This window comes from Streptomyces sp. NPDC096176 (assembly GCF_044763255.1).
In the GTDB taxonomy this organism is placed as follows: domain Bacteria; phylum Actinomycetota; class Actinomycetes; order Streptomycetales; family Streptomycetaceae; genus Streptomyces.
Map to the genome: position 1 here is coordinate 520,748 of NZ_JBIWFV010000005.1, position 18,812 is coordinate 539,559.

Below are 18,812 nucleotides of genomic sequence, written 5' to 3' on the forward strand. Positions count from 1 at the left end.
GCCGGGCGCGACGCCTTGACCGGACCCTTCCGTGAGACTGGTCTGCGCCAGCCGCCCGGGCCCGGCACAGCAAAGCATCAGCAGCAGGTTTCGGACACACCCGCCCGGGCAGGCACGACCAAGCAGGGGCGACACACAACGCCAGCAGCCACGGCGACGAACATGCCGCAGCGCCCGGCGACAGGCTGGACCTCACGCGAGTGAATTCACAGCATGCCAGCGGGCACCGCGGCATTAATCATGATCAATCGTGGTGATCAATCGCGCGTCAGGACGCGAGGACCTCGTCGAGCAGAGCCTCGGCCTTGTCCTCGTTGGTGTTCTCCGCGAGGGCGAGCTCGCTGACGAGGATCTGGCGCGCCTTTGCGAGCATCCGCTTCTCACCGGCGGACAGCCCGCGCTCTCGCTCACGACGCCACAGGTCACGCACCACTTCGGCGACCTTGATGACATCGCCGGAGGCGAGCTTCTCGAGATTTGCCTTGTAGCGACGGGACCAGTTCGTCGGCTCTTCGGCATACGGTGCACGAAGCACCTCGAAGACCCGGTCCAGTCCGTCCTGGCCGACCACATCGCGTACGCCGACGAACTCCGCATTGTCCGCTGGCACGCGAACCGTCAGGTCGCCCTGGGCGACCTTGAGCACCAAGTAGGTCTTGTCCACGCCTTTGATCTGGCGAGTTTCGATGGCCTCGATCAGCGCGGCCCCGTGATGGGGATAGACCACGGTGTCGCCAACCTTGAACGTCATGTGACAGGTACCCCTTCCGTGGCTATCCAGGGTAACACGGATACAGCGTGTTCTGAATGGCGTTTTCGCAGGTCAGGGCATATCTCGGGGCTTGACAACAGCAACAGGAACGTGCTGCGAAAGGCGTGCGGAGTGCGGTATTCGCAGGTCGGAGCGGCTGCGCGGGCGGACGGAAACGCGTACGTTACGCCCCGCACAACGCCCTCCAGGGAGGGTGAAAGTCCCGATTTGCCGGATTCCCGACGGTGAACTTCCCGTACTCCGTTCGGCCGCCGATCACCCGTACGGACGGACACGGCCACGAATCCCGAATTGATCACCGCCGGGTATTCGCAAGGAATGTCTGGCCACCCCGGAAATTGATCACTGCGGTTATGTGAACGGCGCGCGCTGAAGGCGGAGCAGAAGACCCGAGCGGAGGCGCGAACGGTCCGGCCGCAGAGTTCGCACCAGCCGCACGGGCAAAGGGGCGGGTCGGGTGCGGGGCGTGATCGACGGCTCGGTAACCTGAGCGCGGGCCGTCAGGCCCTTGGCCGACGACAGCCGCCGGCCCGCCCCTCCCGTACCAGTCCGTACACAGAAGGAGAAGCCGCCGCCGTGAGCAGCAGCCTTCGACGCGGTGCCCTCGCGGGCTCTGCCGTCGTCTTCTCGATCGCCTCGCTCTCCGCCTGCGGTGCGGGCAACGACGCGCAGACACTCGGCGTGAAGCCGGACAACGCCGCGACGTCGGTGGACAGCCTCAAGCTGCAGAACGTCAACGTCGTCACCCAGCCCGAGGCGAACGCCAAGGGTCCGGCGGCAGTCGTGCTGACGATCTTCAACGACGGCGCGAAGGCCCAGACCCTCGAGTCGATCACGCTGCCGGACTACGACGCCAAGGTGAAGCTCAGCCCCGCCAAGGGCTCCGGGGCCGTCACCGTCCCCGCGCAGGGCCGGCTGATCATCGGCGGGAAGGGCAACGCGTCCGCCGTCGTCGAGGGCGGCAACCAGAGTCTGAGCAACGGCGCTGTGCGCGAGGTCGTCTTCCGCTTCAGCGAGACCGGCGACGTGAAGGTGCAGGCGCTGGTCGTCCCGGCGACGAACTACTTCAAGGACTTCGGCCCGAGCGCGCTGCCGACGCCGTCCGCGACGGCGACGCCGTCGGGCTCTGCGACCGGCACGCCCGCCGGCACCCCGTCGGGCAGCCCGGCCGGCGAGGCGACCGGGCCTGGCGACACGGAGGCGGCAGGCAGTGAGGCCGACGAACCGTCCGACGAGGCCTCCGCCTCGCACGAGGCGGATCACTGACCTCTCCCAAGCAGCGAAAAGGGCGCCCGCCGGTATCCGGCGGGCGCCCTCTTGTTTCTCGCGCTTATCGTGCGTGGCAGGCCTACGGCTCGAACTTGTAGCCCAGGCCGCGAACCGTCACCAGGTAACGCGGCGCACCCGGGTCGGGCTCGATCTTGGCGCGCAGGCGCTTCACGTGGACGTCAAGGGTCTTGGTGTCGCCCACGTAGTCGGCGCCCCAGACCCGGTCGATCAACTGCATACGGGTCAGGACCCGGCCCGCATTGCGCAGCAGCATCTCCAGCAGGTCGAACTCCTTCAACGGAAGGTCGACCTTGCCACCGGAGACGGTGACGACATGGCGGTCCACGTCCATCCGCACCGGCCCGGCCTCCAGGGCCGCCGGCGTGACCTCCTCCGGTTCGCCGCGGCGGCGCAGGACCGCACGGATGCGGGCAACCAGCTCCCGCGAGGAGAACGGCTTGGTGACGTAGTCGTCGGCTCCTATCTCCAACCCGACGACCTTGTCGATCTCGCTGTCCTTCGCGGTCACCATGATGACCGGCACGTTCGAGCGGCCCCGCAGCTGGCGGCACACCTCGGTGCCGGGCAGGCCCGGCAGCATCAGGTCCAGGAGAACGAGGTCGGCGCCGTTGCGCTCGAACTCGTCGAGTCCGTCGGGGCCGGTGGTCGCGATCGCGACCTCGAAGCCCTCCTTGCGGAGCATGTATGACAGGGCGTCGCTGAAGGATTCCTCATCCTCGACGACGAGCACTCGGGTCACGGAAGGACCTCCGGGGCAGGAATTTCGATGTTCGGATCGGTGTCGTAAGGCCGGTCGTCGTCCTCGTCGACGCGATCCGGACCGGTGGTGGCGCGTTCTTTCGCGGCGCCCGCTTCGGGCAGCCGCAGCGTGAAGGTGGAGCCCTGGCCCTCTGAGCTCCACACCGTGACCTCCCCGCCGTGCGAAGCGGCCACGTGTTTGACGATGGCGAGTCCCAGGCCGGTGCCGCCGGTGGCGCGGGAGCGGGCGGGGTCGACCCGGTAGAAGCGTTCGAAGATGCGCTCGCGGTCCCTCTCGGAGATGCCGATGCCCTGGTCGGTCACGGCGATCTCGATCAGGTCCCCGCCCGGGGCGTTGACGCGGCGGGCGGAGATGCCGACGCGGGTGCGGGCCGGGGAGTAGTTGACGGCGTTCTCGACGAGATTGCCGAGTGCGGCGGCGAGCTTGCCGCGGTTGCCCCAGATGTTCAGATCGGAGGCGGCTCCGGCCGCCATGGTGATCTGCTTTGCGGACGCGGTCTGGCGGGAGCGGTCGATGGCCTCTGCGACCAGCTCCTCCACTTTCACGGGCTCGGAGTCCTCCAGCGGGTCGTCGTTCTGCACCCGGGAGAGGTCGATGAGCTCCTGTACGAGGTTGGTGAGCCGGGTCGCCTCGATCTGCATACGGCCGGCGAAGCGGGTGACCGCCTCAGGGTCGTCGGAGGCGTCCATGACCGCCTCCGACAGCAGGGAGAGCGCGCCCACCGGGGTCTTGAGCTCGTGGCTGACGTTGGCGACGAAGTCGCGCCGCACCGCCTCTATGCGGCGCGCCTCTGTCAGGTCCTCGACGAGGAGCAGGACGAGGCGAGAGCCGAGCGGGGCGACCCGGGCGGAGACGGCGAGGGCTTCGCCACGCCCGGTGCCGCGGCGCGGGAGGTCCAGTTCGACCTGCCGTATCTCGCCGTCGCGCCGGGTGTCGCGGGCCATGTGCAGCATCGGTTCGACGGCGAGCTTGCCGCCCCGGACCAGGCCGAGGGCGTACGCCGCGGAGCTGGCCTTGACGACGGAATCGGACTCGTCGAGGACCACCGCGGAGGAGCGGAGCACGGACAGGACCGTGTCGACTCCCGGCGGGAGCACGGCGTCGGTGTGGAGCGATGTCCTGGTGGGTCGTTTCTGTTCGCGCTCGCTCCAGCGGAACGCCAGCACGGCGATGACACCGGTACAGAGTCCGGCGATCGCTGCCGCTGCGGCAACCGCCGCGTTCACGTCCATGCATTCAGGTTATGCGTCGCCCAGGGCACTCTCCCAGCCAAACGGGTGGCACCTCGAACAGTCGTCGCTCAGAGTTCACCAAGGGGAAAGTGCCGGTTCATTTGGGATGGAGCCGACGGACTTCTGCTGACCTGAACGTGGGAGCGTGGGGTTCGAGCCCCACCCGGACTCGGTCGCATCAAGAGAGGGACACCCATGCGTGACGCGTACCACGAGGAACTGGACTCGATCGGCGAGGGCCTGGTCGAGATGGCCCGGCTGGTCGGGTCGGCAATCGGGCGCGCCACCACGGCCATGCTCGACGCGGACCTCAAGCTCGCCGAGAACGTGATCGCCGGCGACCAGAAGGTCGATGATCTGCAGCACGACCTGGAGGCCAGGGCGATCGCCCTGCTGGCCCGGCAGCAGCCGGTCGCCACGGATCTGCGGATCGTGGTCACCTCGCTGCGAATGAGCGCCGACCTGGAGCGCTCGGGAGACCTGGCCCAGCACGTGGCCAAGCTGGCCCGGCTGCGCTTCCCCGACCGCGCCGTCCCGAACGACCTGCACGCCACGATCCTGCAGATGGGGCAGCTGGCGCAGCGGCTGATGGCCAAGGCCGCGGAGGTCATCATCACCAAGGACGTCGACCTGGCGCTCCAGCTGGAGCAGGACGACGACGAGATGGACCTGCTGCACCGGACGCTCTTCCAGCACCTGATGGACGACCGCTGGAAGCACGGCATCGAGACGGCCGTCGACGTGACGCTGCTCGGCCGCTACTACGAGCGGTTCGCGGACCACGCGGTATCGGTCGCGAAGCGCGTGGTGTACCTGGTGACGGGTGAGCACGCGGACGAGCTCCAGCAGCAGACCGCGGTGGAGGGCGCATAGAGGCGCCCAGGCGCGTACAGGGGGCGCTTGCGCGTGTGCGCCGTTGATGCGCCCGGCCGGGTGGGCATGCAATGGGCGAGGCGGCACTCCCGTACTCCCTTGAGGAGGGACCCATGGCCGAATCCCCCACGACCGAGCCTCGACAGGAAACCTCACCCGAAGTGGTCTTCCTGCCCGTCCTCGGCGCCTGCGGCTGCGGCTCCGGCTGCGGCTGCGGCTGCCAGTCCGGCGCACCCTGCCAGTGCGGGGGCTGCTGCGGCTGACGTCCCACCCTCCCGCCGAAGACCCCGTCTTTGCAGGACGGGGCCCTCGCTGCGTGCGGTTCCCGGGGATCGGGCTCTAGACCGTCTCGCCCGTGGCGGGATTCAGCGGTGCACGGGCGCTGGACCGCACGAAGGCCCCTGACCTGCACCGTATGTGCAGATCAGGGGCCTGATCGCTGCTCTTACTTCCTCTTGCCCTGGGTCTTGCCGAGGATCTTGGCGACCTACGTTTTCGCTGGTGCGGGGCTGGCGCGACGACCCATGACCGGTCGTCATTGGTCATCGTTGACTGGTCTCGATCGGCCTCGGACGGCCCAGAGACGGCCCTGCCAGGATCCTGGGCCCCGGATCAGGTCGAGGTGAGGGTTCCGCACTCATAGGCGATCTTCGAGGCGGGTTGCCGAAGCTGAGTTGTCGGTCAGCCGCCCTGGTAGATCGTGGTGCACAGCAGCGTGGCGCCGTCGTCCACCAGGTAGGCCCAGTAGCGCGTCTGGTCGCCTGCCACCCGGCGGCAGTTGTTCGCGTCGGCGCCCGCCGGGGCGCGGTAGACGCCTGTGATGTGCATGATCTGGTTGTACGGGGCGGGCACCGGCTCGCGTCGGCAGTCCACGGCCGTCATCATGCCGAGGGAGATCGAGGAGCCGGACTGCCGGCCGAGCATGCAGTAGCCGGCGTGGTGGATGCGGGTGAGGCAGAGCTTCGTGGTGGTGCCGGTGGTGGCGGACTGGTAGCTCCAGTACGACTTCCCGTGGCTGGTGGGGCAGGCCGTGTCGGTGGCGGTCACCTGGACCTGCGCCTGCGCGCCGGCGCAGGACACGGGGTCCGGCGGAACATCGACGCTCCAGTCGATGCTGGTGGTGCCCCCGCGGCCCGTGTCGTAGACCGCCAGGCAGTCGCCGGCCGAGATGGCTTTGAACGCCTCTTCGGTGGGATCCGGAGTGGGTGTCGACGGCTCGGGGTCGGCCTCCTCGGCGTCCCCCTCACTGATGTCAGGGTCATCGGGGATGTCGACGGTCGGCGAAGGCGTGTACGGGGCTGGGCTGGAACTGGATGGGGGCGAGTCGGCCAACAGGCCCTTCAGCTCCGTCGCGTTGCTCACGCCCAGCCAGGTCAGGATCGACAGGACGGATGCGATTCCGCCGATAAGCGCCCATAACTTGGCAGTGGAATGATCATCGGATGCGCCAGCCACAATGCCCTCCCCCGCCGAAGCTCAGGCGATATTAACTTTTCCGGCGCCGCTGAGAGTGGAACTCCCGTTGTCCCGCCCCTGTTGGCCACCCCCGCACAGATCCAGCACCCCGCGGATCGTCGCCCGGCCAGATCATCCATTCCTCTGCGTCGGTCATGTGCGGAGGATCGGTCTCGCCGCGCGGCGAGCGGAGCGAGCCACTCACCATGGGCCTCCGGCGGGGTGAGATAGTCGGTCTCCGCCGGGTCGACGTCGACCTGGACAAGCGCGTGCTCTACGTCCGCCGGCAGATCACACGCTGCACGTGGTCCAGCAGCTCGAGCTGAGCCGGAGCAAGCCAGTGTTCGCTCCGCCCAAGGGCGGCAAGCTGCGGGACGTCCCGCTGCCCGGCCCTGTTGCCGACGCCTTCCGCGTCCACATCAAGCGGTTCCCGCCCGTCGAGATCACCCTGCCCTGGAAGGCGGCGGGCGGGCCGATGGTCACCACACTGTGAGGCCCCAGGCCACGGTTCACGCTGAGCTCCGTCTCGGCGTGAGGCGACCGCAACCGCCGTCTCCTGCCCCGTAGAGCGTTACGGCCCAGCGACGGCACAGAAGCAGCAATAAGCCCCCTCCCGGCGGAGGACCCGCAGGCAGGGGGCTTGTGCAGGTGGTGCTACTTCTTCTTGCCCTGGTTCTTGACCGCCTCGATCGCCGCGGCGGCCGCTGCCGGGTCGAGGTAGGTGCCGCCCGGCTTGACCGGGTGGAAGTCGGCGTCGAGCTCGTAGACGAGCGGGATGCCGGTGGGGATGTTCAGGCCGGCGATGTCCGCGTCGGAGATGCCGTCCAGGTGCTTGACCAGGGCGCGCAGGCTGTTGCCGTGGGCGGCGATCAGGACCGTGCGGCCGGCGAGCAGGTCGGGGACGATGCCGTCGTACCAGTACGGCATCATGCGCTCGACGACGTCCTTGAGGCACTCGGTGCGCGGGCGCAGCTCGCTGGGGATGGTCTGGTAGCGCGCGTCGTCGGACTGGGAGAATTCCGAGCCGTCCTCGAGGGGCGGCGGCGGGGTGTCGTACGAGCGGCGCCAGAGCATGAACTGCTCCTCGCCGAACTCGGCCAGCGTCTGGGCCTTGTCCTTGCCCTGCAGCGCGCCGTAGTGGCGCTCGTTCAGCCGCCACGAGCGGTGGACCGGGATCCAGTGGCGGTCCGCCGCCTCCAGGGCGAGCTGCGCCGTGCGGATGGCGCGCTTCTGGAGCGAGGTGTGGAGCACGTCGGGGAGCAGGCCGGCGTCCTTGAGCAGCTCACCGCCGCGGACTGCCTCCTTCTCGCCCTTCTCCGTGAGGTTGACGTCCACCCAGCCGGTGAACAGGTTCTTTGCGTTCCATTCGCTCTCGCCGTGGCGGAGGAGGATCAGCTTGTACGGTGCGTCGGCCATGCGGACGAGCCTAATCGACGCCTCCCGGGCGCCGCGCGACTGCCCGAGGAGCGGAATCGGTTGACGGTCCCCGTCAATTCAGTGGCGGTCGGGAGACCCGGTTAAGTAAGTTGCGGTTGCCGATAAGGGTCGTTACATCCGTGGGGGCTCCCGTATGTCCATCGCTTCGCTCAGACGCGCAGCCCTCCAGACCGTCTCGGGGCTGCCCAAGGGCTTCTGGTGGTTGTGGACATCGACGCTGGTGAACCGTACCGGCGCGTTCGTCCTCACCTTCCTGTCGCTCTATCTCACGCAGGAGCTCGGATACTCGGCCTGGTACGCGGGCCTTGTCATCGCGCTCCACGGGCTCGGCGGCGTGGCCGGCTCGCCGCTGGGCGGGATGCTCACCGACCGGTGGGGGCGGCGACCGACGATGATCTCGATGCACCTGGCCGGAGCGGCGTGCGCCGCCGCCCTGGCCGTGGTGAGCAGCGCCTGGGGGATCGCGGTCGTCGTCCTGCTGATGGGTGTCGCGATGCAGGCCGTGCGACCGGCGATCAGCGCGATGATCGCGGACATGGTGCCCGAGGCGGAGCACGGCCGGGCCTACGCGCTGAACTACTGGGCGCTCAATCTCGGCTTCGCTGTCGCCGCTCTGGGCGGTGGTGCGGCGATCTTCCTCGGTTACCGGACGCTGTTCGTCGTCGACGCGCTGGCGACGGCGCTCTGTGCGCTGATCGTCTTCCTTCGGCTGGCCGAGACCCGGCCGAAGGCACGGGTGGACGCCGCCACGGGGGCGCTGGCCGACCAGCAGGTGACCGTGCTCGACGTGTTGAAGGACGCTCCGTTCCGGACCCTGGTCCTGCTCAACCTGCTGGTGTGCCTCATCTTCACCGCTCCCTGGGTGGGGCTGCCGCTGACCATGGCCGGTGAGGGGCTGTCGGCCGACTCGTACGGCATGGTCATCGCCGTGAACGGCGTGGTGATCGTCGCGCTGCAGCTCCTGGTCAACCGGATCACGGACAAGCGCTCGCCGGCCGCTCTACTCACCGTGTCCTCGCTGCTCTTCGCCGTCGGCACCGGCGCGACGGCGCTGGCGGGCACCCCTCTGGTGTTCGCGGCGACGGTGGTCGTCTGGACGCTCGGCGAGATGGTGCACGTGCCGACGAACGCCGCGGCCACCGCTCGTCTCGCTCCGGCACACGCACGTGGCCGGTACCAGGGCGTCATGGGCATGTCCTGGGCCGTCGCCGGCTTCGTCGCCCCGATCCTGGCCGGCTGGGTGGTGGACGGCCCCGGCCCGGACGTCCTGTGGATGGGCTGCGCGGTGATCGGCGGCGTGGCGGCGGCGGGGTACGCCTTCCTGCTACGGCGCGCACTGGCCGAGCACGGCGGACAGGCGGAGGCGGAGGCTGTCACGGACGCCGCGGAGGCTGCCGCCAAGGCCATGCCGGAGAGCACACAGACCACGGCACCGACCACGGCACCCGCGAACACCTGACGGGCGGCCGGACGGGCGGCGTCACACGCGTCCCGTCCGTTCGTCACCCGCCTCCGCCCCGTCGTCCGTCACCCGCGTCCCCGGGTGGCGCAGCGCGCACAGGTAGGCGACGGCCAAGGCGATGGCCATCCCGTAGAAGACCCACTGGTTGGCCTCCGCGAAGTCCATCCGGATCGCGTCCATCGAGTCGCGCATGATGTTCGCGACGGGACCGTCACCGGTGGGCGCCTTGTCGTCCGGGTGACCGCTGACGGCCTCCGCGATCGAGCGGCCCGCCTCCCGTGCGGCGTCGTCAGGGACTCCCCTGCCGGCCAGGGTCTCCGCGACCCTTTCGGTGGTGATGTGCGTGAGGACCGTGCCGAACACCGCCATGCCGACCGCCGCGGCGAAGTTGCGCACGGTCTGGGTGATGCCGGTGACCTCGCCGTAGGAGGCGTCGATGGCGCGGTTGGCCGCGTCCGTCGACGCGGGGGCGAGCAGGAAACCGATGCCGGCGCCGGCGAGGGCCGCGTACGGCCACTGGTCGTGCATCGACAGGTCCGTCAGCTTCCCCGCCCACAGGGCGAATCCCACCGCACCGAGCGCTGTGCCGATTTTGATCGCGGGCCGCGCGCCGCGTTTGTCGAGTATCCGGCCGCCCCACTGGGCCGCGATGGCGAACCCGATGAAGAAGTACAGCAGGAACAGCGCGGCCTGGTTCGGCGACGCACTCAGCGAGACCTGTGCGTAGACCGAGACGAAGAAGAACAGCGGGACGAACGCCAGCATCGCGAAGAACAGCACCAGGTTGTCGACGGCGAACGCCTTGTCCTTGAACACCTGGAGCTTGATGAGCGGCTCCGCCACGGTCAGTTCGTAGCGGCAGAAGAGGGCCAGCACCGCGACGCCTCCCACGATGCACCCCCAGGTGGCGGCGCTGCTCCAGCCCCACGCCGACGCCTGCTGGAGCCCCAGCACGCACAGCCCCATACCGACGGCGACCAGCGCCGCGCCTGGGAGATCGAGCTTCTCGGCCCGCCGCTGGTCCGGGACGCGGGCCACGGCGATGAGCACGAGCGCGATGACGGCGACGGGGACGTTGACCCAGAAGATGGCGCGCCAGGTCCAGGCGGTCAGCCAGCCGCCGAGCAGCGGCCCGACGGCCGTCAGCGCGCCCGAGATCCCGAAGAACAGTGCCAGAGCACGTCCGCGTTTCTCCACAGGGAAGACGGCGATGACAACGGCGAGCGCGGCCGGGAACATCAGCGCGGCGCCGATGCCTTGGGTGGCGCGGAAGACGATCAGCCAGGTCTGCGCGAAGTCGCCCGCAGGCACGCAGCCGCACAGCACGGAGGAGACGACGAAGGTCAGGGTGCCGATCACCACGACGCGGCGGTGTCCGACGATGTCGGACAGCCGCCCGCCCAAGGCGAAGAACGCCGCCAGCGTGAGCAGGTAGGCGTTGACCACCCACTGCATCCCGGATGCGGAGAGGCCGAGCTGGTCGGTGATGCTTGGCGCCGCGATCGAAACGATCGTCTGGTCGATGAAGGTCATCGACACCGCGAAGAGCATCGCGGCGAGAGCGAGCGTCTGGTTCGGCGCACCCCGTGCGGTGACAGGGGCGCCTGCGGCAGTGCTGGAGCCCGAAGGGGCCCTTCTGATGCCCATGATCCGAGTCTGAACCCGGCGGCCACGGTGCGCACATCCGGCTGGACGCGCGCACCGCGCCGCAGGTCACACACGCAGGGCGCGCTGGGCCTCGTACAGGTTGGCAGGGCGGACGGCGCCCGGGGAGCCGTACGCCTCCAGCCGGGAGTTGAGGGCGCCGGTGAAGTCCGGCACGTCGGTCTGGTCGAATTCGCGGACCGTGCTGATGGCGACGGTCGCGCTGTACGGCGCGACCTCGTCGATCCTGATCAGGCCGGCGCGTTCGTTGGTGACGGTGACGTTCCAGTGGGTGAAGCGGGCTCCGTAGAGCGGACCGGCGCTCGCGTCGCCGCCGTGGCGGCCGTTGTTGTTCACGGTGATCTGTGTACGGACGCATGCGAACGGCATTCCGCGGTGGGTGTCGAAGGTGCCCATCTCCATCACGCCGCGCGACCAGACGTTGTAGCTGGACAGACCCTCGACGTTGATGCCGTGGAGCTGGGTCCCTTCGGGCGCGGGCCGGGTCCGCTCCGCGACGGTGAAGTCCTCGACGAGGTTGTCGTGCGACCCCTCGCGGCAGAAGTACGGGTGGTGGGAGCCGCGTCCCTCGACACGGGTTCGGCGCAGCGTGCAGGCGGATGCGGCGACGAGGCCGAAGCCGTTGTCGACGTGGCGCACGGTGATGTCGTCGGCCCAGCAGTCGTACGAGCACTGGAAGATGACGCCGTTGTAGCCCTTGTCGAGCAGGTGTTTCGACTGGGGTGTCTCGACGGCTTCCAGGGTGAGGCCTTCGACGCCGGAGCCGGTGAGCGGGGTGACGAGGGTGGTGATCCGGGGGTCCCAGGCGGGGCGCACGTCGAGCGGGAGCGGCCGTTCGAGGGTGACCCGGTCTCGTTTGACGGCCGTGACGCGCACGGGCCATTCGTAGGGAACGTAGGACGTCAGCTTGGTCTTGTCGTCCCAGACGTACGAGATCGTGCCCTCGCCGTCACCCGCCATGTACGCGAGCAGGGTGTGGTCGGCGTCGTCGGCGAGGCGGAGCATGACGAGCTGTCCGCGGCGCAGCTTCGAGGTGTCGGACACGGTGACGGACCAGTCGCCGCGGCGGGCGGGTCCGACGGTGGCGATAGTGGTCCATTCGTCACGCTTGTTGCCGGTCCAGCCCTCGAAGGGCCACGCCCTGTTCCTGATGGCGTCGGTGAGCGAGGCATAACGGTCCTTGGGGCAGAGCCAGATGAGGCCGCCGGCCCAGGACCAGGAGGACTTGTCGCCGCCGTAGCGGGAGCCGTAGGCGCCGATGAGTTCGGTGAGGTTCCTGGTGGCGAGCAGGGTGGTGCGGCCACTGCCGGCGCCGCGCAGGACGACGTTGCTGTGTCCGATGCGGATCACGTCGTCGACGCGGTACGTACCGGCGGGGATGAGGACCGTGCCGCCGCCGCGTTCTCCGACAGCGGCGACGGCACGGTTGATCGCCGGCGCGGAGTCGGCTGAGCCGTCGCTTCTGGCCCCGTACGCAAGGACGTTGGCCTTGACGGGCCGGCGCGGAAAGCTGCGCGCTCCGGCGCGTTGCCCGGCTCTTCCCACGTACGGGATCTGGGCGTGACTGCGGGGAGCGCGGCGGTACTCGTCCCAGAGCGCGGGCGTGGTGGCGCCGGTGCGGTGGGCCGCGCGCGGGGCAGCTGCCGCGGGTACTGCGGGGCCGCCCGTCGCCAGGGCCGCCGCGACGACCGTGGCGCTGCCGAGCAGGGTGCGTCTGCTGATGGCACGGTAATCGGTCCCCATGAGCCCACCTTCCACGGATGTGAATGACGTTCATGTCGGCGTCGGCGGTGAGCATGCCACGCCACCCCGGCCCACGGAAGGGGTCGCGTGGCACTGGTGCAGGGAGAAACGGAGTTTGTCAGACGGTCACTTGGCGGGCCGCTGGGTCAGATGCGTGAACGCATCCAGATTGCGCGTCGATTCGCCGCGCGACACCCGCCACTCGTACTCCCTGCGGATCGCGCTTGCGAAACCGAGCTCCAGCAGGGTGTTGAAGGAACCGTCCGCCGCCTCGAGGATCGTGCCGAGCAGCCGGTCCAGCTCATCCGGCGTGACCACGGAGAGCGGAAGCTTGCCGACGAGGTAGATGTCGCCGAGACGGTCGATCGCGTAACTGACGCCGTACAGCTTGAGGTTGCGCTCCAGCAACCAGCGGTGGACGGCGGCGTCGTTCTCGTCGGGATGGCGGATGACGAAGGCGTTGATCGAGAGCGAGTGCCGGCCCACGAGCAGCGAACATGTCGTGGACAGCTTGCGCGTGCCGGGGAGTTTGACGACGAACGAGCCCGCGGCAGGGCTCTCCCACTCGAGGTCCGCGTCCTTGAGGGCCTGTTCGACGACCCGCGTCACCTGCTGCACGTCAGCCATGGGGCGAGCGTACGTCAGGCGGCACCGCGGGCCGCGTGCGGCACCGTCGCCCGACAGCCTGCGGCACCGTCCCCGTTGGTACGGGTGGCCCGTCAGTGGTGGGTGGCCCGCACACGGCGGCGGTGGTCGTGCATGGCGGCCTGGTAGACGTCCGCCGTCGCGGACGCCGACGCGTCCCAGCCGAACGACTGCGCGTGCCGGGCGGCGGCCGCGCCCATCCGGTCCGTCAGCGACGCGTCCCGTACGAAGCTGCCCAGCACGTCCGCGTAGTGCGCCGGATCGTGTCCCGGAACGAGGAAACCGGTCCGCTCGTCGCGGACCGCGACCGGCAGCCCGCCCACCGCAGCCGCCACCACCGGCGTACCCGCGGCCTGCGCCTCTATGGCGACGAGCCCGAAGGACTCGCTGTAGGAGGGCATGACCAGCACGGAGGCGGCACGGAACCAGTCGGCGAGCTGATCCTGGCCCACCGGCGGCCTGAAGTGGACGACGTCGGCGATACCGAGCTTGGCGGCCAGCTTCTGCAGGCCTTCAGGCTTGGCGAGCCCGCTGCCGCTGGGGCCCCCGACGACGGGGACGAAGATACGGCTGCGCAGGGACGGGTCCCGCTCCAGCAGGACCGCGACGGAGCGCAGCAGGATGTCGGGCGCCTTCAGGGGCTGTATCCGGCCCGCGAAGAGGGGGATGAACGCCTCCTGCGGCAGCCCGAGGCGGGCGCGCGCGGCAGCCCGGCCGTCGGCGGGACGGAAGAGATCCAGATTCACGCCCGGGTGGACGACGGCGACCTTCGCCGGGTCGGCCTCGTAGAAGCGGACGAGCTCGTCGGCCTCCTCCGCGGTGTTGGCGATCAGCCGGTCCGCGGCGTTCACGATCTGGGTCTCGCCGATCACGCGCGTGGCCGGCTCCGGGGTGTCGCCCTCCGCCAGCGCGGCGTTCTTGACCTTGGCCATGGTGTGCATGGCGTGCACGAGTGGGACACCCCATCGTTCGGCCGCGAGCCAGCCGACGTGGCCGGAGAGCCAGTAGTGGGAGTGGACGAGGTCGTAGTGGCCGGGGCGGCGGGCGGCCCACGCCTGCATCACGCCGTGGGTGAAGGCACACAGCTGGGGCGGCAGGTCCTCCTTGGCGAGGCCCTCGTAGGGTCCGGCGTCGACGTGCCGCACCAGGACGCCAGGGGCCAGCTCGACGGCGGGCGGCAGCCCGCCGGAGGACGACCGGGTGAATATCTCGACCTCGACGTTGATGGCGGCGAGGCGCTTGGCGAGTTCGACGATGTAGACGTTCATGCCGCCCGCGTCACCCGTCCCCGGCTGATGCAGCGGGGAGGTGTGGACGCTGAGCATCGCGACCCGGCGCGGTTTGCGGTTGCCGCCGGGAAACCGGATACGCGGTGCCATCCGACTGCTGCCGAGGCGGGACACGTACTGGCTCACGTCGGCGGTCCTCTCGCTGCGGGCACGACGAAGTGCGGGGCAAGCGTTCCCGCACAGCCTCACAACAGCGGATTGCGCGCTTCCATTTCCCTGTCGGAGCCACTTTGCCAAATCATTGCCGTCCATCGCCGCCGCGACGCTTGCGCCCGCCGCGCACCCGGGCGATCAGCACCCGATACACCACGGTCCGTGACGCCCCGGCCCACCGCATACCCTCACTCCCATGAACCGCCCCGTCGGGACCGCGACCCGCGGGACGACCAACCCCAACCGGCTGCGCCGCATGGACCGCTGGATCGCCGCGACGCACGGCCCCGCCCTGCGCAGCAGCGCCACCGCCCCCGTCGCCGTCGACCTCGGGTACGGGGCGGCCCCCTGGACCGCCGTGGAGCTGCTGGAGCGGCTGCGCACCGCCGACCCCCGGTGCGAGGTCGTGGGCATCGAGATCGACCCCGCACGGGTCACCGCCGCGACGCCGTACGAACGTGAGGGCCTCACCTTCCGCCACGGCGGCTTCGAGGTGCCGACGCCGGACCGGCCGGCAATCATCCGGGCCGCCAATGTGCTGCGCCAGTACGACGAGGTCGAGGTCGCCGCCGTGTGGCGGAGACTGTGCGGCCGGCTTGCTCCCGGCGGGCTGCTGGTGGAGGGGACCTGCGACGAGATCGGGCGGCGCCATGTGTGGGTGGCGCTCGGACCCGACGGCCCCCGGACGGTGACGTTCGCGACCCGGCTCGGGTCGCTGGAGCGCCCGTCCGACCTGGCCGAGCGGCTGCCCAAGGCGCTGATCCACCGCAATGTGCCCGGTGAGCCGGTGCACGCCTTCCTGCGGGACTTCGACCGGGCGTGGGCGGCAGCCGCGCCGTACGCCTCGCTGGGCGCCCGGCAGCGCTGGATCAAGGCCGTGGGGGACCTGAAGGCCGACTGGCCGCTGACCGACGACCGGAGGCGGTGGCGGCAGGGCGAGGTCACGCTGAAGTGGGCGGCACTCGACCCCAATTCGGGATGAACGTCACCACGAACGAGTGAACGAAACGAACACGGGAACGCACGGGGCGTGTTGCTCGTCAGTTCAGTGGAATGGGGATGAGCGGCAGGCGCGCTGCGGGGCGGGGTGAGCTACGGGGGTGATCTGCGCGCCGATCTGCCGGTCGACACTGTCGTTTTCGCGTGTGCCATGGCACCATCACGACGTCACACACAAGTTACTGACGGTTAATCACATTCAGGTGCTCCAGGCGCCCTGTATGCCAGGCGTTATGCCATGCGTTCGTCCGAAGGGGGAGTCGTGAACCGACGCCACTGTGCCACTGCCGCGATCACATTGGTCTGCGCTCTGACTCTGCTGGCGTTTCCCGGACCCGCCTTCGCGGCCCCGGAGCCGGCCCCGACGACCCCGGCGTCCGTCACCAAGCCGGGCGCGCCCGCCCCGCCGGCCCCGGGCCAGTCGCTCGAGCAGGTGCGCATGGAGATAGACGCCCTCTACCGCAAGGCCGCGTCCGCCACCGATGCGTACAACCTCGCGGAGGAGCGGACGGAGAAGCAGTCCGCCGAGATCGTGAAGCTGGCGCAGGAGATGGCCAAGGGCCGGGCCCGGATCGAAGAGCTGAAGAACCGCGCGGGCGCCGCCGCCCGTGCCCAGTACCGCGGGGGCGGCCTGCCGCCCGAGGCACAGCTGGCGCTCGTCGACGACCCGCAGCTCTTCCTGGACGGAGTGGGCCGCATCGAGCAGGGTCAGAAGGCCACCAAGGACCTCCTCACCGAACTGACACGGGCACAGGCCGACTTGGCGACGTACACCAAGGACGCCAGCGCCCAGTGGGAGAAGCTCGAGGCCAACCGCCTCAAGAAGGAAAAGGCCAAGAAGGAGCTCAAGGAGCGGATCGCCGCGGCCCAGAAGCTCGAGGACCGGCTCGAGGAGCAGGAGCTGGCGAGACTGCTGGAGCTGGAGAAGCAGGCGCAGTACCAGGCGCAGACGGCCTGGCTGAACTCCGGCGCGCTGAAGGGCATCAGCGGCAAGGCGAGCGAACAGGGGCTGAAGGCGGTCCGGTTCGCGACGCAGCAGCTCGGCAAGCCGTACGTGTGGGGAGCGGAAGGTCCGGGTTCGTACGACTGCTCGGGGCTCACCTCGCAGGCCTGGGCGGCTGCGGGGCGCGGTATCCCCCGCACCTCACAGGAGCAGTGGCGACTGCTGCCCCGCATCGACATCAAGAACATGCGGCCCGGCGACCTGATCATCTACCACTCGGACGCCAGCCACGTGGGCATGTACATCGGCGACGGGGCGATCATCCACGCCCCCCGCCCTGGGCGGAACGTGACCATCGCGGGCGCGGGCTCGATGTCGATCCTCGGGGTCGTACGACCGGACAAGTGAGGCCTTTCGACATGTCGGCCGGGCCACAGGGCGGCCTGGCCGGCATCCCCGGGGGCGCCGCGCGAGGCCCGTGAAGGCGACACCCGTGCTCGGCGCGCACCCTTGCACGCGCGTGTTACGCGCGCGTGGCGCGGGCGCCTTCGCAAGTGACGTGCGCCACGCAGTGGCAAGTGACGTGTGCCACGCAGGGAAGGGGACGAAACGGTCGGTCGGGGTGACGTTCGTCATGGGCCAGGTGCCAACTACGCCCCTATGCGCGGCATATGCCAGCCGCTCTTCCCTGATCGCCATTCCGTTCGGCCGCCGCATACCGCTATGGTCCCCGTCTGGTGGGACGTCGATCGTCGTCCTGCCGTGCCCTCGGGGGGAGGGAAGGAACAACACCGATGCCCGTACCCGTACCGCGACAGAGGAACGTCCCCGTCGCGGAGACCGCCCCCGGCGGAGCCGGCGGCGGCGACCTCACCCTGCTGGTCATCGAGGACGACCCGACGGGCACTTTCAGCGTCCCCGAAATGCTCGACGCCTCCGGAACACGCGTCCGTATCCGCACCGCCCGGAATCTCACCGAGGCGGAGCGGCTGCTCACGGACGACGTCCACTGCGTCCTCGTCGACCTCGCGCTGCCCGGCCGCGCCCAGGACGACGCCCTGGGACCGCTCGAGCACGTCCTGCGCCTGGCGCCCCGCCACGCCGTGCTGGCGCTGACCGCGTCCGGCGACGCGGAGCTGGCCGCGGAGGCGGTACGCGTCGGCGCCCAGGACCACCTCGTGCGCGAGGAGCTCGACGGACGCCTGCTGACCCGCGCCGTGCGCTACGCCGTGGAGCGCAAGCGGGCCGACACCGCCCAGGTGAAGCTCGCCGAGTCCCGGCTGCGCGCGCAGGAGAACGCACGGCTGGAGCGCGGCCTGCTGCCCACGCCCCTGCTGGAGGGCTCGGATCTCCGCTTCGCGGCGCGCTACCGTCCCGGGCGCTCGCGCGCGCTGCTCGGCGGCGACTTCTACGACACCGTCCGCACCCCGGACGGCACGGTCCACGCGATGATCGGCGACGTCTGCGGCCACGGGCCGGACGAGGCAGCGCTCGGCGTGGAACTGCGTATCGCCTGGCGAGCGTTGACCTTCGCCGGCCTGTGCGGCGACGACCTGCTCTCCACCCTGCAGCAGGTACTGGAGCACGAGCGGGAGAGCGAGGAGATCTTCGCGACGCTCTGCACCGTCGACATAGCGCCCGACGGGCGGCGGGCGGGGCTGTGCCTGGCGGGCCACCCCACCCCGCTGATCACCCGGCACGGCCGGGCGGCGCAGCTGCTCCCCTACGACGATGGCGGTCCGGCGCTGGGCCTGCTGCCGCGCGCTCGCTGGCCGCGCCGGCAGGTGGAGCTCGGCGGCTCCTGGAGCCTGATGATGTACACGGACGGGCTCATCGAGGGCCGCCAGGGCCCCGGCACCAAGCAGCGACTGGGCCAGGACGGCATGGTCTCCATGATCAACCGGCAGCTCGCCAGCGGCCTGGACGGCGAGGACCTGCTGGAGGCGGCTGTCGGCGAGGTGCGCGAGCTGAACGGCGGGGAGCTGACGGACGACGTGGCAGTGCTGCTGCTGAGCCGGGACGGCACCCGCCCCTGAGTTGCGGCGGGTGCCAAGTCCCTAGCGGGTCACCAAGCCGGTCGCAAAACCGGTCGCG

15 protein-coding genes and 1 pseudogene are annotated in these 18,812 nt (G+C 69.9%); 7 read left to right on the plus strand and 9 right to left on the minus strand.

Annotated features, from left to right (window positions below):
• Nucleotides 1-268: 268 nt before the first annotated feature.
• The gene (locus tag ACIQ7Q_RS17165; RefSeq protein ID WP_003953493.1) at nucleotides 269-751 is read right to left on the minus strand and encodes a CarD family transcriptional regulator; all 483 of its coding nucleotides are present in this window, start codon (nucleotides 749-751) and stop codon (nucleotides 269-271) included.
• A gap of 597 nt (nucleotides 752-1,348) precedes the next feature.
• On the opposite strand from ACIQ7Q_RS17165, the gene ACIQ7Q_RS17170 reads away from it, so the two are divergent.
• The gene (locus ACIQ7Q_RS17170) at nucleotides 1,349-2,038 is read left to right on the plus strand and encodes a DUF461 domain-containing protein (protein ID WP_403861856.1); all 690 of its coding nucleotides are present in this window, start codon (nucleotides 1,349-1,351) and stop codon (nucleotides 2,036-2,038) included.
• Between the two features lie 82 nt (nucleotides 2,039-2,120).
• Here the strand turns inward: ACIQ7Q_RS17170 and ACIQ7Q_RS17175 are convergent, their stop codons facing one another.
• The gene (locus ACIQ7Q_RS17175) at nucleotides 2,121-2,801 is read right to left on the minus strand and encodes a response regulator transcription factor (RefSeq protein WP_071965810.1); all 681 of its coding nucleotides are present in this window, start codon (nucleotides 2,799-2,801) and stop codon (nucleotides 2,121-2,123) included.
• Complete coding sequence (locus tag ACIQ7Q_RS17180) at nucleotides 2,798-4,054, minus strand: sensor histidine kinase (protein ID WP_403861860.1); 1,257 nt, start codon at nucleotides 4,052-4,054, stop codon at nucleotides 2,798-2,800. Before ACIQ7Q_RS17180 ends, ACIQ7Q_RS17175 begins: the two co-directional genes overlap by 4 nt.
• A gap of 195 nt (nucleotides 4,055-4,249) precedes the next feature.
• Here ACIQ7Q_RS17180 and phoU point away from each other — a divergent pair, with 195 nt between their 5' ends.
• A complete protein-coding gene (gene phoU / locus ACIQ7Q_RS17185; protein ID WP_403861863.1) occupies nucleotides 4,250-4,927 on the plus strand; it encodes a phosphate signaling complex protein PhoU in 678 nt (225 codons plus the stop codon).
• A 681-nt stretch (nucleotides 4,928-5,608) separates the two neighbouring features.
• Here the strand turns inward: phoU and ACIQ7Q_RS17190 are convergent.
• Nucleotides 5,609-6,289, minus strand: coding sequence for a hypothetical protein (locus tag ACIQ7Q_RS17190; RefSeq protein ID WP_403861866.1), 681 nt, complete (start codon nucleotides 6,287-6,289; stop codon nucleotides 5,609-5,611).
• A gap of 302 nt (nucleotides 6,290-6,591) precedes the next feature.
• Here ACIQ7Q_RS17190 and ACIQ7Q_RS17195 point away from each other — a divergent pair.
• Nucleotides 6,592-6,866 (plus strand): annotated as a pseudogene (locus ACIQ7Q_RS17195) (site-specific integrase); the annotation flags it as partial.
• Between the two features lie 170 nt (nucleotides 6,867-7,036).
• Here ACIQ7Q_RS17195 and ACIQ7Q_RS17200 read toward each other — a convergent pair.
• On the minus strand, nucleotides 7,037-7,798 hold the full coding sequence (locus tag ACIQ7Q_RS17200; RefSeq protein ID WP_403861869.1) for a phosphoglyceromutase: 762 nt from the start codon (nucleotides 7,796-7,798) through the stop codon (nucleotides 7,037-7,039).
• A 154-nt stretch (nucleotides 7,799-7,952) separates the two neighbouring features.
• Between ACIQ7Q_RS17200 and ACIQ7Q_RS17205 the strand changes: the two genes are divergently transcribed.
• A complete protein-coding gene (locus ACIQ7Q_RS17205; protein ID WP_403861872.1) occupies nucleotides 7,953-9,278 on the plus strand; it encodes an MDR family MFS transporter in 1,326 nt (441 codons plus the stop codon).
• 21 nt (nucleotides 9,279-9,299) lie between these two features.
• On the opposite strand, the gene ACIQ7Q_RS17210 is transcribed toward ACIQ7Q_RS17205, so the two are convergent.
• The 4 genes from ACIQ7Q_RS17210 to mshA form a co-directional block, all read right to left on the minus strand.
• Nucleotides 9,300-10,832 carry an MFS transporter gene (locus ACIQ7Q_RS17210; RefSeq protein WP_403862183.1) on the minus strand — a complete coding sequence of 511 codons (1,533 nt, stop codon included), beginning with the start codon at nucleotides 10,830-10,832 and terminating at the stop codon, nucleotides 9,300-9,302.
• Nucleotides 10,833-10,994: 162 nt separating this feature from the next.
• The gene (locus tag ACIQ7Q_RS17215; RefSeq protein ID WP_403861875.1) at nucleotides 10,995-12,689 is read right to left on the minus strand and encodes a glycosyl hydrolase family 28-related protein; all 1,695 of its coding nucleotides are present in this window, start codon (nucleotides 12,687-12,689) and stop codon (nucleotides 10,995-10,997) included.
• A 126-nt stretch (nucleotides 12,690-12,815) separates the two neighbouring features.
• On the minus strand, nucleotides 12,816-13,316 hold the full coding sequence (locus ACIQ7Q_RS17220; protein WP_403861878.1) for a YbjN domain-containing protein: 501 nt from the start codon (nucleotides 13,314-13,316) through the stop codon (nucleotides 12,816-12,818).
• 92 nt (nucleotides 13,317-13,408) lie between these two features.
• Nucleotides 13,409-14,749, minus strand: a complete 1,341-nt coding sequence (mshA, locus tag ACIQ7Q_RS17225) for a D-inositol-3-phosphate glycosyltransferase (protein WP_403861881.1) — start codon at nucleotides 14,747-14,749, stop codon at nucleotides 13,409-13,411.
• A 223-nt stretch (nucleotides 14,750-14,972) separates the two neighbouring features.
• On the opposite strand from mshA, the gene ACIQ7Q_RS17230 reads away from it, so the two are divergent.
• From ACIQ7Q_RS17230 to ACIQ7Q_RS17240, 3 genes are all read left to right on the plus strand, one after another.
• Nucleotides 14,973-15,758: a class I SAM-dependent methyltransferase gene (locus ACIQ7Q_RS17230; RefSeq protein WP_403861884.1), complete on the plus strand. Its 786-nt coding sequence runs from the start codon at nucleotides 14,973-14,975 to the stop codon at nucleotides 15,756-15,758.
• Nucleotides 15,759-16,037: 279 nt separating this feature from the next.
• A complete protein-coding gene (locus ACIQ7Q_RS17235; RefSeq protein ID WP_403861886.1) occupies nucleotides 16,038-17,126 on the plus strand; it encodes an NlpC/P60 family protein in 1,089 nt (362 codons plus the stop codon).
• 386 nt (nucleotides 17,127-17,512) lie between these two features.
• Entirely contained in the window at nucleotides 17,513-18,754 is a 1,242-nt protein-coding gene (locus ACIQ7Q_RS17240) for a PP2C family protein-serine/threonine phosphatase (RefSeq protein ID WP_403861889.1), read from the plus strand.
• Nucleotides 18,755-18,812: the final 58 nt, after the last annotated feature.